We start from the raw sequence: 17,444 nt of genomic DNA, 5'->3' as shown, positions 1-17,444 counted from the left end.
AGCGGTAAGTGGGCTGCCAGTTGCAGCGCGGTACGAGCTGGACGATTCGCAGTAGTTCTTGAATTGATGAGCGCTATGAGTTTTCAACGAGTTGACGCAGTGAAAATCGTCCAGACTTCGCTTATGGCGCTGCTGGCAATGGGATTATCAGCGAACTTCGTCGCTGCGACGCGCGCCGACGAAGCCGCGGAGAAGATCACCTACGCCGATCACGTCCAGCCAATCTTCCGACAACACTGCTTCGCCTGCCACGGGCCCGATACGAAGAAGAACGACCTCGGGCTCGATTCGTACGCTAACGCGATGACCGGCGGCGCCAGCGGCGAGGTGCTCTTCGCCGAAGATCTCAGCAGTTCGCAACTCTGGCTGATGGTGACTCACGAAATTTCCCCTTCGATGCCGCCTGGGGGCGCGAAGCTCCCAGACGCCGAGTTGGACATGATTCGTAAATGGATCGAAGGGGGCTTGCTCGAAAAAGGCGATTCGCAAAAGCGGGCGCCGAAGAAAAACGCCGTCGCGGCGTTCACGCCTTCGGCCGACAATCGCCCCGCCGGCGAGCCGGCGATGCCGAAGGGACTGCTGCGCGAGCCGGTGCTCCATGCTGAGCATCGCGGGGCGGCGACGTCGCTTTCCGTCAGCCCATGGGCGCCGGTTGCGGCCGTCGGTGCACCATTCCAAATTTCACTCTACAACACCGACTCGGGCGAGCATCTCGGCGTGCTGCCTTTCGTCGAGGGAATGCCGTTCGTGCTGCAGTTCAGCCGCGATGGCAGCATGCTGCTCGCCGCTGGCGGCGAATCGGCCGCCCGTGGCTTGGCCGTCCTCTACGACGTGAAGACTGGCAAGCGGCTCACCGCGGTCGGCGACGAGCTCGACGCCGTGATTGCCGCCGACCTTCGCGCCGACCACGGTCTCATTGCGATCGGCGGGCCGCGCAAGGTAGTTCGCGTCTACCGCGTTGCCGACGGTTCCCTCGCCTACGAGATCACGAAGCATACCGACTGGATCACGGCCCTAGAATTCAGCCCTGACGGCAAGTTCCTCGTCACGGGCGACCGCAGCGGCGGCCTGCTGCTGTGGGACGCCGAGACCGGCCGCGAACGCGGCGACCTGCGCGGTCACGCCGAGCAAGTCACTAGCGTTTCCTGGCGCGGCGATAGCGCTGTCGTTGCGTCGTCTAGCGAGGACGACACCGTGCGGCTCTGGCAACTCGACTCACAACAGATCAAAAGCTGGGCGGCTCACGGCGGGGGTGTCGCTTCGGTCCGTTTCTCGTCAGCAGGCGATCTGACGACGACAGGCCGCGATCAGGTCGTAAAACTCTGGAAGGCCGATGGCGCCCATATTCGCGACCTGACGACGCTCGAAGATCTCGGCCTCGCCGCGCGGTTCACGCACGATGGCGCCCGAGTCGTCGCCTCCGACTGGCGCGGAAACGTGCGGGTGCTCAATGCTGCGGACGGCGCCCAGGTGGCGGCGTTCGATCCCAATCCGCCGACCGTCGCGACGCGCCTCGTCGCCGTCGAAACGGAGGTTGGTCAACTCCGCACCGAAGCGCAAGCCGCGAGTGAAGGGCTCGTGTCTGTCCAATCCCAAGTTGCGGCTGCCGAAGCGGCGCTCGCTAATGCCCGAGCAGCAGCTGAAAGCCAAACCAAATTGCAAGCCGAGAAGGCCGCCCAGCTAGCCGCTGCCGAGCAGCGTTTGGCCACCATAGCCGCCGAGAAAGCTGCGGTCGATAAAGCGGCGACGGCGGTGATCGAACAACTTGGCGTCGCCCAGCAGGAACTCGTCGCCGCTGAAACGGGGGCCGGCGCCGTTCGAGAGACGGTGAAGGCCACCCAGGCCGACGTTGCCAAGCAAGAAGGCGTCGCCGCCACCGCCGCCGAGCAACTCGCCGCCATCCAAAAGCAAGTCGCGGAAGCTCAAGCGGCGCTCAAGACCCTCAGCGACGCACTTGCCGCCCAAAGCCAAGGCGCCGCCGAGGCTGACGCGAAGGTTGCCGAAGTTCAGGGAAAAATCGACGATCTCGAACGGCAGAACGCCGAGCTCGAAGCGATCCGCAAGCTGCGGGAAGAGCACGCCACGGCCAAGTGACCCCGTCCGCTAGGTTGCTCGATGGCGAAGATTCCATGAAGCTCCTCTCGCGAAGAGTTTCAAGCAAAAAGCGTCGCCCTGCTGTTGAAAACAGACATTCCGCGTTAGATGATGGGAGGGCGGCGGTTTTCTTCTCCCATGGGCGACGCAGGATCGCGTCGTAGTTCGCCGATGAGTAAGCGTGCCAAAGTTGCGCTGCTGATTGACACCGCCACGACGTGGGGCTCTGGCCTCATCGAGGGGATCGCGGAGTACGCCCACGCTCACGAGGATTGGCAATGCTTCCTCGGCCCGCGCGGCAAGTACGACCGCTCGATTCTCCCTGATAACTGGGACGGCGACGGAGTCATTGCCCGCGTCACCAACCAGGAATTGGCCGATCAGCTGATCGCCAAGCGGATTCCGGCGGTGAACGTTTCTTGGTATCGCTACGGCGAGGGAGAGATCGCCCGCTGCACCTGCGACGAAGAGAATATCGCCGAGTTGGCGGCCAACTACTTCATCGATCGCGGCTTTCGGCAATTTGCGTACTGTCCGTCGACCACTCGGCCGAATTACGTCGACCGCTTCGGTCAGGCGTTTATCGAATCCCTGCGGCGCCGTACCTTCCCGTGCCATGCCTTCGTGCCGGAACCGGGGATCGACAATTTTTTCCCGACCGCCTCGGAGCTGGCGCGGATGGTCGAGTGGCTGCAGCTGCTGCCGAAGCCGGTTGGCCTGCTGGCGTTCGATAGCGTGCAAGCGCGGCAAGTCACCGAATCGTGCCACTTGGCGAACATCGACGTGCCGCATGAAGTGGCGGTGCTTGGCGGCGAGCACGATCTGCTGAGCTGCACGATCTCTAGCCCGCAACTCTCGAGCATCGATCACTCGCCGCGTCAGGTCGGTTGGGCCGCTGCACAGTTGCTCTCGCGACTGATCGCCGGCGAAGAAGCCCCGCGCGAGCCGATTTACGTCCCGGCGACGCGCGTTATCACCCGTCAATCGACCGACACCGTCGCGGTGAACGACGATCTTTTGGCGCTGGCCCTCGATTTCATCAAGCAGCACAGCCATCGCCATATTCAGGTGACCGACATTCTCCGCGAGGTGCCGATCAGTCGTCGCGCGCTGGAGAAGGGTTTCCGCAAATGCCTAGGGCGTTCGCCCGCCCAGGAAATCCGCCGCGTCCGCGTCGACCACGCGGTGCAGCTGCTGTGCGACACCTCTTGGGCGATGCCGCGAATCGCCGTGGCGTGCGGATTCGAACGGTCGGAACTGCTCACGCGGGCTTTCCGTCGCGAATTGAAAACGACGCCGTCGGAGTTCCGCAAACAGCATCGCAAAGACCGCCAGGAGCAGGCGGCCCGCTAGGCCGGTTTGCGGCGGCGCGGAAGAGCGTTTGCGACTCCAACCGTCTCCCCGCGAGACGATCTTCATGCGGTTATTGCTTGCAGCCGCAAAGCGTCGCGCACGCTGCGCGTTGCCCTGTCAATTGCAGCGACAATTGCGGCTACTCTGGGGAGAAATTGACGCATTTCGTATGTCACCCCCGGTGAGTTCGCCATGTCGATCCCTTCTGCCGTCGAGCGCTCGCTCTCTGTTTTTCCCGCCGGCTGCAACGGCGAGTTCAATCTCCCTCCCCGCCTGTCGAAAGTGATCGTTCGGGGCGCCGGGTGCGAGCTGTGGACCAGCGACGGCGAGCGAATGATCGACTTCTCGATGGGATGGGGATCGGTGCTGCCGGGCCACGCTCACCCGGCGGTCGTCGAAGCCGTTCGCGAGCAAGTCGGCCGCGGAACCAATTTTTCGTACGTGACGGAAGCTTCGCTCCAACTCGCCGAAGAGATTCTCGCGGTCAGTCCGGCCTGCGATCAACTCCGCTTCGCCGCCTCCGGGACCGAAGCGACGATGTATTGCTTGCGGCTCGCGCGGGCGTTCACCGGCCGGCCGAAGATTCTCAAATTCGAGGGCGCTTACCACGGCTCGCACGACGTCGGCGTCGTCAGCCTGTTTCCGAGCGATCCTCCCGAGTTTCCGCAGTCCGTCAGCTCATCGGCCGGTATCGAACCAGGCGCGGGCGAAAACACGCTGGTGGCGCCGTTCAACGACCTTGAGAAGGTTGCAGAAATTCTCGAACGCCACGGCCACGAAATCGCCGGCGTCATCGCCGAGCCGTTCCAACGTTGCATTTCGCCGCTACCAGGCTTTCTAGCGGGGCTGAAGCAATTGGTGCACCGCGCCGGAGCGTTGCTGATCTTCGACGAAGTAGTGACCGGGTTTCGACTGGCCTACGGTGGCGCTCAGGAGTATTACGGGGTGATCCCAGACCTGGTCGCCTACGGCAAAGCGCTCGGCGGCGGGTTGCCGATTGGGGCCTACGGCGGCCGGCGCCAGATCATGGAGCAGGTTTGCGAAGACCAACTCGGCCAGTCGGGGTACGTGTGGACCGCGTCGACGCTAGGCGGCAATCCGGTCTCGACGGCGGCGGCGAGCGCCGCGTTGTCGCTCTACCGCGGCGAAGGGGTCTACGCTCGCCTGCATCGTTTGGGAGCCTACCTGCGGCGAAATATGGCGACGGTGCTGGCCGAGCAAGGCGTGAACGCTCAGATTCTCGGCGATGGCCCCATCGCCCAGGTCGCCTTCACCGACGTGACGCCCCGCGATTACCGCACGAGCCGCCATCTCGACGCCCGCATTGGTCGCAAGCTGATGCTCGAACTTTTCGAGCGCGGCGTCTTCCTCAATCCGATGGGGACGAAACTTTACTTGTCGATGGCCCACACCGAAGCGACCTGCGACGAGTTCTGCGAACGGTTTGCTCAAGCCGTTAGCATCGTGACTCGCGACGCCGCAACTGCTACGGCTCTTGCGTAGCGGTCGCAGCCACGGACTTAACGCTGCGTGCTCGACGGCTGCTGGTGCAAGACTGAGCCGAACGCAAAGCGGCAGAAATTCCCGCGCGCGTCGCGGTGCTTCGGGAACTAGCAACCCAAGCCTTTCGGCCCAACGCAAAGAAAAAACGCCCCCGGAAATTCCGGGGGCGTTTTCGTTGAAAGTTGCCATGCTGCCGTCTGGCTACCGACGGACGGCGCCGGTATCCAAAAGCTGGCTCGCCCGCGAACCGTAGTTACTCCAGACAAGAGCGTCGATGCTGTCTTGGATTTGCTCGACATGCCCGTCCACGAACACCATCTGGACGATGCCCGTGTGTTCGCTGCCGAACGCTAATTGCAGCGATTGGCACTTCGTCGACTCTTCGTTGGTGCACCACTGCTGATGCTCTTCGGGAGTGGCGCGTTGGTAGTTAGGGGCGACCGCCGTTGAGCCGAGAAACTCCGATAGGTCCGATCCTGGCGTGGTGTCAATATCGTCACTACCGCCCCACCAGTGGTCTTTACGATTTCCGGCCCTCTTCTCGGCGATTCCGCCCTGGTTTTCTTGCGTAACATAGTCGTGAACGGCTTCGCCCACCATGACCGTGTTCGAGGTGCCGTCTTCGACCCACGAAAACTTCACCCCTTTGTCGGCGACGTCGTCTTTGTCGATGCCGTAGAGCACCCCGTCGGCGCCTTCGTAGAAATCGTTGCCGTCGCCCTCGGTATTTCCGTCGGCCGTTTTGGGATGACCCTTCAGGAAGTACACAGAGCCGCCAGCATATTGCTGCGAGACGAGTCCCGACGCGACGCCGATGTAGGAGACAGGCGAACGCTTCATGATCCAATAGCCGTCAGCGGTGACGTCCAGCTGATGTTCCGGCAATCCCGCTGAGGGACAGCGATAGGCGGGCATCACGCCTTCGATGACCGCGACGTTGCGCTCATCCTCTGGCAGCGTCGACGCATCCGTATAAGGACCGCCTTGGTGCCCCCACTGCATATTGAAGTTTTTGTTGTCGCCAATTTTGAGATTTTTGAAGGCGTTTCCCCCTTCAAGGTAGCTCAACAGATAGGCGGACCAAGCACTTCCTTCATTCATGAGGGCGCCCGGCGGCAGATGCTTGTGCGCTCCTTCATAGTTGTTCATCGCCAAGCCAACCTGCTTCAGGTTGTTCATGCATTGGCTCCGTCGCGCCGCTTCGCGAGCAGCTTGCACTGCCGGCAGTAGCAGGGCGACCAAGACGCCGATGATGGCGATCACCACCAGTAGCTCGACAAGGGTGAAACCTGTCGATCGCCGACGGCGAGGCGAGGGAAAGAAGGAAACCATGTCAGACGCTCCGTGTCGAAACGAGTGTGTTGAAGCTGTTGACGGTAAATGGACGAATCCAAGCAACGTTTCCGGTAGCTAGTTGTAGTAACTTCGTTGCGCGGACCCCAGTATTTCGTGCGCAGATCAGCAGACGACTTGCGGCCGACGCCGACGACAATCAGACGGATTGCGCCGCCGAACCGTCGCGACGAGTCCCACGAGTGAAATCGCTCCCAGCATGCAGGCAGCGGGTTCCGGTACGCTCTGGATCAGCGCCATCGCCGCGGCGCCCATCGCCGGATTGGCCTGATTCAAGATCGCCCAATCGGCGAGATTGACCCGACCGTCGTAATTCAGGTCGCCGATCATCCGGGTGCTCAGGTCGCCGACGACCAGCGAGCGGGGATTGCCAGCTTGCGTCCAGGAGAGCACCTTCTCATCCAACCAGTGGTTGGCAAAGATCGTCACGTCGGCCATCGTGATCGCGTTGTCGCCTGTGAGGTCGGCGACGTGCGTCGGCTTGAAGAACGCCGCGTACTTATTGTCGCGTTCAAACTTGAACTCGCCCCGGTCAGACGTCGTGTTGAGACCCACCACGAACATCTCTAGATCGTCGACGATGCCGCGATAGTAGCTGTTGTTCGCTAAGCTGAGCGGTGATTCGCTCGTGTTAGCTCCGACGACCAGCGGGCTGTTGTCCTGCTTCGTCGCATCGACTTCGTCATTGGGCGCGTCTTCGCCGAAGTAAAGGCCCGTGGCAGCCGCCTCGGCGACGCCGTTAACGTACAGAATCGAACCGCCGCCCGGTCCCGTGGGGCGGACGACCATCAGGTGGTACCAGGTGTTCGGCACGACGGTGGTTTGGCCTACGTAGTCGAGGTTCGAATACCGCATCGAAAACTTCCCCGCGGCATTGATCAACACGCCGTGATTGTTCGTATCCATCACGATGTGCTGCACCGCGGCCGATACCGCCGGCTGCACCCAGAGTTGGAAGCCGCGATCGTTGATATAGGCGTAATCGAGCGTGCCGTTGGGAAGCGTGCCATCCAACGAAGACGGCGACTTCTCAGGGAAATTGAGCGCTTCGTCCGGCGCCGTACGGAGGAAATTGCGGTCGGTCGCCAGGGCGTTAAGGCGGATGCCGAGGCCAGTGCCGCCGTCGGGCCGTCCGCTAATGGTGACGTAAGTCGGTTTCACGGACGCCTTGGTGAACGCAGTCATGTCAATGAGCTGGTTCATCCCCGTCGCCCCGGCGCTATCGAAGGTGACGTTCACCGTGCCGCCGTTGACGGCGCCTGGTTCGGTGTCGCCCATTCGGTAGTTGCGATCAACGAAGGGGGCCGGCACAACTTGCGCCTCGGCGGCCGATGGCGTCAGCGCGACCGTCGAGGTCGCGACGACCGCCGCTACAGCGGCGACGGTTGCCGGAGCCAACCGTCGGCTGAAACGACGGCGGAACGAAACGACCAAGCCGAGGGCGGCGCCGAACAGCGTGATGCTGGCCGGTTCGGGAACCGCTGCCGTCGCGGCGGTCGCCAGTCCGGTCATGCCATACTGCGTCTTCCAGATTGCGAGATCGTCGGCATCCACGTCGCTGTCTCCATCTGCATTGCCTTGGGCCAAAGTCGTCCCGGTGCCGAAGCCGCGTTGCCAGCGAAGGAAGTCGGCGCCGTCGACGTCGCCGTCCGCGTCGAAGTCGGCGTTCGCCGGCGTCGACACGTACTGCACGATGCCGTTGATCACGTCGCCGAAGATCGTCGTGTAAGTGAACTGCAGATCACGATTCGCCGGGGCCGTCGCCGTGTTGAAAATTTTGCCCAGCGATTCAGTGCGGCTCGACGTGAAGGCCGAATTGCCGTCGAGGAAGAACTCGGCAAACTGGTTCGGATTGGCGGCGCCAAGCTGCCAAGTTTCGTTGATCGAATTGCCGACAATCGCGTCAGGGTCGGAGCCGTCGATCGAGTTCGGCTTCGTGAAGCTCAACCCAACGTTTCCGGTCGGCGCCAGGTTGCCGTTCGTGCTGGAGACGTCGAAGCTCGTGATCGAGGTGCTGATCACGTCGCCGCCGACGATCGACGCCGTTCCCGTCGCGGTATTCACGCGAAGAATCGACGGCTCGGCGGGAACGAAGACGCGAACATTGTCGATCGCCCACCACCAGTTGTTCCACGATTTGCCGAGGCCGAACTCAAGCTGCACCGATGTCGCCGTGCCGTTGTAGTTCAGGTCGAGCAGGATCGCTTCGTTCATCGTGTTAGGGTTGCTATCCGGCGCTTCCGGGCCGTGGTACACGCCCGACGCCGGCGTCGAATCCCACGTCAGCACGGGTGCAAACGCCCCGGCGCCGTACTTCACGCGAATCGTGGCCGTTTGGTTATGGAGCGTGCCGATGGGGGCGCCGTAATCAAGGCCTGCGGGATTTTCCGGCAGCCAGCTCGAATCGAAGGCGAGCTTGATCTTGCCCGCCGGCGTTCCTGCGGGAATCGGAATCACGGGCGTCGTAACGAACGTGTCGAAGAAATCTTTCGGCGCCACGTTCTTGTCTTGCCACTCATCCGAGTCGGCGATCATCACGGTGCCGCTGCCGCGTGTGAAGTTGGCGCGACCCTGGTCGCCCGATGCATTGACCCAGAAATCCTTATCCGCGAACGCCCAACCTGCCCAGTCGGTGACGCCGTCGGTATCGGGATTGCCGACGCCCGGGACGCCGGTGCGGTCGACGGTCCAACCCGCGGGGCCGCTGCCGTTCCAAACGGCGAGCTTGCTGGGATCTTCGTCAGGGCTCGGGCCGAGAACGACCCCTTCAAAGTTTTCGACGAGCAGCGGTAAGTTGGCAGACGCCGGCGTCGCGGCGCTGGCGATCATTACGCCGACGGCGACGGCCGCTGCAGAAGAAAGCCGACGACGGCGCCGACGACCGGCGAAGAGCCCCACCACTCCGCAGATCATGCCGAGCGCCGCCGTCGATGGCTCAGGAACCGCCGCCAATGCTGCGGCAAACGCCCCGGCGCCGAGCGCCGCATCGTATTGTCTCTTGAAAATCAAGAAGTCCTTCACCGTGTGCTTCTTGTCGCCATCCAAATCGCCGAGATTGTATTGCTGAGCCACGGTCTTTCCTGTCAGCGTGACGTTGTATCCGGCCAAAAACGCTGCATAGTCGCCAATCTCGATCGACCCGTTGAAGTTCAGATCGAGAGGGTTGAAGGTTTGGTTAGAGTTGCCGACGAATTCGATGATGCCGGTTTGCGGCGTGTTGTTGCCAGCGATCAAATATTGGAACGAAATATCGCTAATGTCTTCGTGGAACTTGCGCCATGAAGTTCCGAGATTAATCTTGCCGAGGGTGGGGTTCGACGCGAACGTCGGCATGGCGTATTGGTCCGGGATGTACCCCTCGCTTAGTTCCGAGTGCTCGGGGCTGTCGAAAATCGTCCAATTCGGATTGGCGTCGCCCAGAAACGTCGCGGCGACTTCGTCGAGTGTTCCCTTGCTTGATTGGATGGAGTAACCCCGCAAGTTCACCACGCCGTTCGTATTGTTGGCGATGCTCACCTGCCCGGTTCCCCGATCGATGGTGAGCCGCAAGGCGCCATCCTGAGCGGGCGACGCGCCGGTGAACATGTTGAGATTGTCGATAGCCCACCACCAGTTGTTGTCCGCATCCCACAGACGGAACTCCAGCGACGCCGTGGTAGCGCCGGCTGGGTTGAGCATGTTGATGCTCACCGCCTCGTTCACCGCGTCGGGCTTGTAGTTTGGATCCGATTCGACCGACGCCCACTTAAACAACTCGATGACGGTTGCACCGGGGTCGTTGTACTTCACCGTTAGCGACGCCTTTTGGTTGTCTTCAGGCCGCCACGACGAGTGAAAGAAGAGCTTGGCGGTGTTCGCCGCGACGCCTTGCAGCGGGATGGCGGAAATTTTGAGCTTGGAATCGTAATCACGGTCGGCGGCGGGCAGGCTATCCAACGACGCGGTGCCGAAGTCGTCCCATTCGTCCGAGTCGGCGACGGCGATCTTGCCGCTGGCGCTAACGAACTTGGCCCGGTCCTGATCACCGGCCGTGTTGATCCACCAGTCGCGATCGACGAACGTCCAGCCTTCGAATTCGGTGACGCCGATCAGCGGGTTGCTCATCACGCCCGCAGGCATGCCGCTGTCGTCGATCGACCAAGTTCCCTCGGTTCCGGGACCGGTCGGCACCGATTTCGTCCACGCGGCCCGGCTGCGAATTTCGGTGTCGAACGTGACGATCGGATTGAGCGTCAGGCCCTCGAAGTTCTCCGTGAGCAAGTCGACGGCGTAGGAGATATTTGGGAAGAGCGCCACGCAGGCGATCGGTGCAATGGCTAGATGGCGAATCGTTCGGCGAACCATGGCATTCATCGGAGATTGGCTCATTGAATTAGGGGAGGCCTACGAACAAGCGCGGCTTGCCGATAGGCGGGTGGTGGTAACGCGGTCTCGGCGAGCGTGACGCGCGAAATCGAACCGACGACGATCGACGCAGCTGCCCGCGACGACCCCAGAATCCTCCTTGTGAGTGAACCGCGTAACCACAGCGCACGGGACACAAGTCGCATCCTTGCCGGGGGCTCCGGCAAGGATGCCGATGAACTGCTCAACATGCAGACAAGCGATATCGCATCCGCTGCATCACGCACAAACGGCGTGATACAGCGGCATGTCAGCGAACGTTAGCGGCGGCGCCGTGCGGTCGCCCCTGCGACCGCCACTCCGACAGCGACCATGGCGAGCGAAGCAGGCTCGGGCACGGCGGCCCCGATCTGGACGTTGTCAAGAGCCCAGAACCAGTTGTTGCCGCCGGTGTATTTGAACCGGACCTTGGCCGTCGTCGCTCCCACTGGATTGTCGAGATCGACGAGAACTGTTTCGTCCAAGTTCGTGCCGTGGAACAACGGGTCGCCGGAGATCGAATTCCAATTCAGCACGATGACTTCGCCGGCGCCGTAGTCGACGGTAATCGCGGCGAGTTGGCCCTCTTCATCCTGCCAGCTCGAATCGAACTGCAGCGCCAACGTTCCCGCAGCCAAGCTGGAGATATCGATGGTCGGCGATTCGAGCACCGTCGTGATCGGCTTGGTCACGCCGTCGGCCCCGGCCAAGTCGTCGAACTCATCCGAGTCGGCGATGACGATGTTGCCGCTGCCCTTCGTGAAGTTGTTGAGGCTCGTCTGCGACGCGAACGCCGAGAAGGCGCGAGTCGTGACGCTCCAACCTTCCCATTCGAACACGCCGATGTTGTTGTTGCCGATCGCGGCGGCCGGAATGCCGGCGTTGTCGATGTTCCAACCCGCCGGCACAGTGTGCGAGAAAGCGTTCGGATAGGGCGTCGACCCGGCGTCGGTGTTGGCGGCGGTAACTTTTGCGAAGGCCGCCACCGTCGAAACCCGCTCGTTGGTGCTTGGGCCGAGCGTCACCGACTCAAACCCTTCCGTCCAGAACGCCGGATTGGCGCCTTGCGCTAGCGACAGGTTGTCGACCGCCCACCACCAGTCGTTCGCCGCATTGATGAAGCCGAAGGCGAATTGAACGTTTGTCGTGCCCATCGGGATGGCGAGGTTGTACGACAAATTCTCGTTGAGCGCGTCGGCCTTGTAGTAAGGCGAAGCCGGCCGATCAGGAACGTTGTCGCCCGCGTTTGAGTTGCCGGCGTCCGAATCCCAGAAGTCGAGCGGTTCCGGCGCGCCGCCGTCGTAAATCGCGTAGACGATCGCTGTTTGATTGTTGTCGGGGCGACCGAGCGTGACGTGATCGTCGTCGAGAGCTTCAGCTCTCCAGCTAGAATCGAACTTGAAGGTCAAGTTTTGCCCGGCGTAAGCAGCGACGTTCACTGCCGCCGAAGTCATGCCGGTGTTGTAGTAATTGCCGCCGAGGCCGTCGCCGAGGTCGTCGTACTCGTCCGCATCAGCGACGGCGACGTTGCCAATGGCGCTGGTGAACGCCGATCGGCTTTGATCGTCGACGCTGGCCCAGAAAGTCTTATCGGCGAAGCTCCAGCCTTCCCACTCATCGACGCCGTGCGCGGCCAAGCCTTTGTTGCCGACGCCCTTGTTGCCGACGACGTAACCGAGGTTGGGGATGCGGTAGAGAAGCTCCGGCACCGGATCGGTGCTGAACACCGCCGTACCGCCGGCGTTTGTTTCATCGTAGAGGCCGTAGTTGTCGAAGTTGTTGTCGACGCTCCAGCCGACGGGGCCGGTGTGCGTATAGGCGTTGGGACGCGGAGCGGAATTCGGGTCGGTAGCGAGCGCCGTGAGATTGGCGAAGCTCAGCGGACCGCGACGCTCGTTGACGCTGTCGCCGAGCGCGACGCTATCGAAGTTTTCTTGATAGAGAATCGTTCCAATTTGGGCATAGGCAGGACACGCTGCGCCCACTGAACCAGCAACTGCTAAGACTGCCAGATGTCGTTTCATTGTCGACTCCCAGGAGCATCTCAAAGGATTGCTGGGGCCATCGGCTTCGCGGCGCGTTGGATCCGCTCCAACCCAAGCAGGCGCCGGCCTCTTCTCTTGCAGTTCCTTGCCTGCGGTTGTTCCGTCCGCAAGCAATTCCGATGGGGGTTCGCACCATGCGAACCAATTCCAGGCTGCTGAACGGATTGTAATGACGATATTTGAAGAAACGAAACAAACTTTCCCCGCGACCCGCGCAAAGATTAAGCCGAATTGCGTCGTTCGCGAAAGCCTCTCGCACATTGCGCACACCGGCCCCGCGAGAAGCGGGCGAAAGCATCGCGCATGGCCGGAATCGCCATCCGAAATGTATTGAGATTTACTCTCAACGCATTCACAGATTCCGGCAGGTGAAAGCCACCGGCTCTGATGGTGGACGGAGTGCGCGTTAGCCTCACGTTTGCTGCGTCCATCGGCAAAGCCGGTGGCTTCTATCGTTGCGAACGGCGATTCAGCCTCCGCTCGCCTTACGGGGTGTCGCCGGCTGCGAGCAACTTCTCGATCTGGTCGAGAACCTGCGGCAATTCAGCCACCGAATCAATCACGAAGTGCGCGCCGCTCGCTTTCATCCGTTCCACGGCGGTGCGCCGTTTAGCCGCCAATTCCGCGGCTGGCATGGCCGCCGCTTCCGCTTCGTTGAGCCCGATCATATTGCCTGACACGGAGAGTCCCACCGACCACATCCCCGCGTTGAGGCCTTCCTCAACGCCAACAATCGTGTCGTCGACTTTGACGATCGCCGCCATGGGGTAGACCCCCAGCGTGCGGGCGTTCTCAAAACTCATCCACGGAGCCGGCCGCCCCTCGGCGAAGTCGCTGGCGCAATACATCGCATCGACTTCCAACCCTTGCGCACCCGCAGCGGGAACAATCACTTCCATCAGCTCGCGCGTGTAGCCGGTCGTCGAACCGATCCGCATGCCGCGCCGGCGGCAATCGGCGACGGCCTCCAAGGCGCCCGGAATAAGCTTGGCGTGATCGGCGAGAAACGTTTTCTGGGTTTCGAGGAAGCGGGCATAGAGCTTGTCGATGGCGGCTTCGTCCGCCGGCGCGCGATGGACTTCCTGCCAGGCCGCGGCGATCCGCGGCATCTCAAGCATCGTCCGCAGGTGGTCGCGCTTGGCCATTCCCATCGGGCCGCGCGCTTCCTCAATCGAAACGGGGACGTCGAACGAGCGAAAGACGCTCACCACCGCCAATACCGGCGCCTGGCTGCCGTAGTCGAGCAGCGTCCCCGCCCAGTCGAAAACGACCGCTTTCAAGGGACCAACTTGCCGGCGGCGTGTGTTGAGGGTGCTCATTCCGCGAAAGATCCTATGCGAAGGGGCAAATCGCTCGCGACCCAGTTGACCGGGTAGCGGCGGTTGTTGTCGTAAGAGTGGGCGAACGGAACGTCCGCCGCGACTAGGCCGGTGATTCTACCGTGCCGTTTGCCGTCGTGCGCAGCCGCGCATCGAGCGGATCCCAGCGATCCCACAGCCGATGAGCAAAGCCGAACGACATCGTCATGCCGCAGCCGCCGGAGGCGATGACCACCTCGACGTTTGGCTCCGGTTGATTCTCGTACTGAATCAGCCCTGGCGACTTCGGATAGATGCCGTGCCACCGCTGTTCGATGGTCCAGTCGGGCAGATCGATCATCCGCCGTAGTTCGCGGAGCATCAGTTCGTCGATGTCGCGTTTGTCGAACGGCGTGATCTCGGCGTCGTATTCGTGCGAATCGCCCAGCACGACCTCGCCCAGCCCGTTCTGCGAAGCCATCACATGGATGCCGTACTTGTCGAGCTCGGGCGTCTCCGAGGCCACGCGCGCTTTTAGAGCGGGCAGCGACGGGCACTCCGCGAACGCCTCGTAGTGCCGCAGCGTGAGCCCGCCGGCGAGCATCGGGCCGAGCGTCCAGCCGCGCGGTTGGACCGGCGTCCGCATCATTTGCAATTTGCACTGCCGGAAATTGGCTTCCGCGAATAGGTCGGGGTAGAGCAGCCGGAAGTCCGTTCCTGCCGCCACGACGACGCGGTCGGCAGCCACTCGGCCGCCATCGGCTAGCGTTACGCCGTGCCGATCGACCTTTTCCACCGGTGAATCGAAGCGGAGCTCGACATTCCAGCGTTGCTCGAGCCAACTAGGCATCTCGCGAATGATTTCGCGCGGATCGACGCAGACTTCGGTCGGGCTCCACAGCGCGGCAAGCAAGCCTTCCGACTTCGCGGCCGCCGACATTTTGAGCGCTTCTTGCGGCGGAATGAGCCGGCAATCGTAGTCGAACGCCGGCGCCATTTGAGCGAACTCGTCGAGCACCGCCAGTTCGTCATCGCGGTAAGCAAGGTGCAGCGCCCCGCACGGGCGCGCCCAGAGGCCGGTCTCTCGCGCCAGTTCGAGCCAGTATCCACGGCTTTCCACGGCGGTGCGGTAGAGTTGGCCATGTTCCTGACCAATCGGCCAAACCATCCCGAAATTGCGAATCGAGGCGCCCTGGGCCTGTCGATTTCGCTCGATGAGGATGACTTCCCATCCCCGTTTCGCCGCCGCCCAAGCGTGAGCCAAGCCTACGATACCGGCGCCCACCACGGCGACGCGCGGACGCTGGCCATTGAAACGCGGAACCGAGTTCAGCGAATGGTTGAGCGCAGTCACGGAATCGCCTCGGCCGCCATCGGCGTGGTTAAGACTTCGCGAAGAATGGGAAGGTAGTGGGCGAGCGGCGGGGTTTGCCGCTCGGGATCTTTCGCCAGATCGTCCCACTTACGCACGACCAGGCTCTGTTTGTAAAACGGCTCCGTTTCGTACTCTGCCACCTCGCTCGGCGACATCGGCCCGCCCTGCAGCGCCAGACTTTGCACCGAGGGAGGACTTAGCGTTTCAAAGTAGCCGGGTTCCATTGCGCACAAGTAGCGTTTAGCTTCGACATGCATGCGGACCGGTTCGGAAACTTCCGGGCCGAACCAGCGGTGCAGAAAGTTGTAGCCAAGCCGCTCGTGGACATCGTCGACCCCCTCGTCGGGAGCGTCGTCCGGCAGGTTGTGGAGCAGATGGCCGACGTCGTGCAGCAGGGCCGCCGCAATCAGCGCTGACGAGGCGCCGCTCTCCTCGGCCAGATGCGCGGCTTGCAGGGCGTGTTGCTCCTGGGTAACCGCTTCGCCCCCGTAGAGCGAGCTTCCCTTGCGCTCGAAGACTTGCTGGATCTTGTCGATGACGTGGAGGCGGGGCATGGCGGGATCACTCCGTGAACCGAAGGCGTGTTCTCAGCATACGCGGGCCGACAAAATAGGGGCGTCGGGCGAAAGCGCAAACTATTGGACTGTTTGCGCAGTGCCGAGCGACCTACACACGCTTTGCGTCGCGCCTCTCGTCGTCGTGTCGAATTAGCCGCTGTCGACTGAATCGCCAGATCAGCCTACGGATTGGTCGTTCATCGGACTCGTCGCTTCCGCGACCAATCACCCCCCGGCCGGAAATCGCGACTAACCTCACGCCCACAGCAACAGTACGATCGATCGAAGTCTGCCCGCTCGTCTGTTGGCGTTTACTGAGCGTGGCAGCATCGCTCTTTGAAAACCACTCCGCAAACAATCTCCCGCTCACGCCGTACGCCGCCAAGTTCCGACTTTTGCGCCTTTTGCACTGATGCGAAAAAAGTCAAAAGTCACCCATGAAGGCGACCGAGAAAGCGATAAATTTCTCGAGAAATAGTGAGTGAAGGGCCTGCAGCGCATGGCACCGGCCCCGACTTTTGCACGCATTTAATGGGGCCCCCCCGCCGAAGCGCAAAACGCAAAACTCCCTCATCCGGGGGGCTCGTCAGCGTTTCTTCACGCCCTCCAATTCCCCCGGGCTGGCCGCTACAGCGACCAGTCAATTGGCGCCACATCCGCGAACGCCTTCATTCGCGATCGAAATACCGCTGCAGCGCCCCGAGATCGTCGGTCCCAATGACGTCGACGCCTGCCCTCTGCAGCACGCCCCAGAACTCCGGCGTATCGGGCGTTCCCCAGAATCGCAGCCGTCGTCCCTGGTGATGGGCCTTCGTAACGAACGCCTCAAGCCGCCGACGTTCTTCTGCCGGAATTTCGCCGTCGCCGCGCCATTCAAAATGCGACGACCAGTTGTCGCTCACCAGCGGTATTGCCTCGGCGCTGTCGACACCGTCGAGATCGCTCACCCGTCCATCGAGTCCTGCCAATCGCTGCTTGTCGTTCGTGACAAGTTCGATTGGCCGATTGCCGCTGATGATCACGTCGATTTGTCGCGGCGTCCACTTGCCGTCGTGCATGCCGGAAATGAGATCTTCGTACTTTTTGAGAATCGCCGCCAGGACGGGATAAGTTTTCTCGCCGTCCGATTTGAAGTCGATGAGCAGCGTCAGCCGTTGATCGCCAGGAAAGAGCTTACCGCCGTTTTTCTCAATGCGTTCCTTGAGCGGATCGAGGTAGAGGGCTTCGAGCGTTCGCTGCGGACGCAGGTCGATCCAGTCGTGGGCAACGAGCAGTTTGCCGTCGACGAGATAGACATCGGCCTCGACGTTGCAAAAACCCCGGTCCAATGCATCAAGCAGCGGCCGGTCGTGCTCGTAGTCGTTGTGCGAATGAGCCTGCGGCAACGAGCGGGGCAGGGCAGGCGCCTCGCCGCGGCAGAAGCCTGCCGGCAGGAAGAGGGTGACGGTGCAAAGCAAAGAAATCGTGGAGCGCATCGGCAGTG

The 17,444-nt window shown here is 62.0% G+C and carries 10 protein-coding genes; 3 read left to right on the top strand and 7 right to left on the bottom strand.

Annotated features, from left to right (window positions below):
* Window positions 1-75 precede the first annotated feature (75 nt).
* From ACQY7R_RS03725 to ACQY7R_RS03715, 3 genes are all read left to right on the top strand, one after another.
* Window positions 76-2,094, top strand: a complete 2,019-nt coding sequence (locus ACQY7R_RS03725; protein WP_428304256.1) for a c-type cytochrome domain-containing protein — start codon at window positions 76-78, stop codon at window positions 2,092-2,094.
* A 171-nt stretch (window positions 2,095-2,265) separates the two neighbouring features.
* Complete coding sequence (locus ACQY7R_RS03720) at window positions 2,266-3,447, top strand: substrate-binding domain-containing protein (protein ID WP_428304255.1); 1,182 nt, start codon at window positions 2,266-2,268, stop codon at window positions 3,445-3,447.
* A 192-nt stretch (window positions 3,448-3,639) separates the two neighbouring features.
* On the top strand, window positions 3,640-4,950 hold the full coding sequence (locus ACQY7R_RS03715; RefSeq protein WP_428304254.1) for an aspartate aminotransferase family protein: 1,311 nt from the start codon (window positions 3,640-3,642) through the stop codon (window positions 4,948-4,950).
* Between the two features lie 201 nt (window positions 4,951-5,151).
* On the opposite strand, the gene ACQY7R_RS03710 is transcribed toward ACQY7R_RS03715, so the two are convergent.
* The 7 genes from ACQY7R_RS03710 to ACQY7R_RS03680 all read right to left on the bottom strand — a co-directional run bounded on the left by ACQY7R_RS03710 (window position 5,152) and on the right by ACQY7R_RS03680 (window position 17,436).
* Window positions 5,152-6,282 (bottom strand): DUF1559 domain-containing protein, encoded by a 1,131-nt coding sequence (locus tag ACQY7R_RS03710; protein ID WP_428304253.1) that lies wholly within the window; start codon window positions 6,280-6,282, stop codon window positions 5,152-5,154.
* A gap of 126 nt (window positions 6,283-6,408) precedes the next feature.
* Complete coding sequence (locus ACQY7R_RS03705) at window positions 6,409-10,647, bottom strand: PEP-CTERM sorting domain-containing protein (protein WP_428304252.1); 4,239 nt, start codon at window positions 10,645-10,647, stop codon at window positions 6,409-6,411.
* 320 nt (window positions 10,648-10,967) lie between these two features.
* On the bottom strand, window positions 10,968-12,710 hold the full coding sequence (locus tag ACQY7R_RS03700; protein WP_428304251.1) for a PEP-CTERM sorting domain-containing protein: 1,743 nt from the start codon (window positions 12,708-12,710) through the stop codon (window positions 10,968-10,970).
* Between the two features lie 506 nt (window positions 12,711-13,216).
* Entirely contained in the window at window positions 13,217-14,050 is an 834-nt protein-coding gene (phnX, locus tag ACQY7R_RS03695) for a phosphonoacetaldehyde hydrolase (protein WP_428304250.1), read from the bottom strand.
* A 103-nt stretch (window positions 14,051-14,153) separates the two neighbouring features.
* The gene (locus tag ACQY7R_RS03690) at window positions 14,154-15,383 is read right to left on the bottom strand and encodes a TIGR03364 family FAD-dependent oxidoreductase (RefSeq protein WP_428304249.1); all 1,230 of its coding nucleotides are present in this window, start codon (window positions 15,381-15,383) and stop codon (window positions 14,154-14,156) included.
* Window positions 15,380-15,958 carry a phosphonate degradation HD-domain oxygenase gene (locus tag ACQY7R_RS03685; RefSeq protein ID WP_428304248.1) on the bottom strand — a complete coding sequence of 193 codons (579 nt, stop codon included), beginning with the start codon at window positions 15,956-15,958 and terminating at the stop codon, window positions 15,380-15,382. The genes ACQY7R_RS03690 and ACQY7R_RS03685 overlap by 4 nt, the downstream gene beginning before the upstream one ends.
* A 671-nt stretch (window positions 15,959-16,629) precedes the next feature.
* The gene (locus tag ACQY7R_RS03680) at window positions 16,630-17,436 is read right to left on the bottom strand and encodes a phosphatidylinositol-specific phospholipase C/glycerophosphodiester phosphodiesterase family protein (RefSeq protein ID WP_428304247.1); all 807 of its coding nucleotides are present in this window, start codon (window positions 17,434-17,436) and stop codon (window positions 16,630-16,632) included.
* Window positions 17,437-17,444: the final 8 nt, after the last annotated feature.

Source organism: Lacipirellula sp. (assembly GCF_965279485.1).
Taxonomy (GTDB): domain Bacteria; phylum Planctomycetota; class Planctomycetia; order Pirellulales; family Lacipirellulaceae; genus Lacipirellula.
The sequence above is the reverse complement of the archived record's forward strand: the minus strand, read 5'-3'. Positions and strand labels throughout refer to the sequence as shown.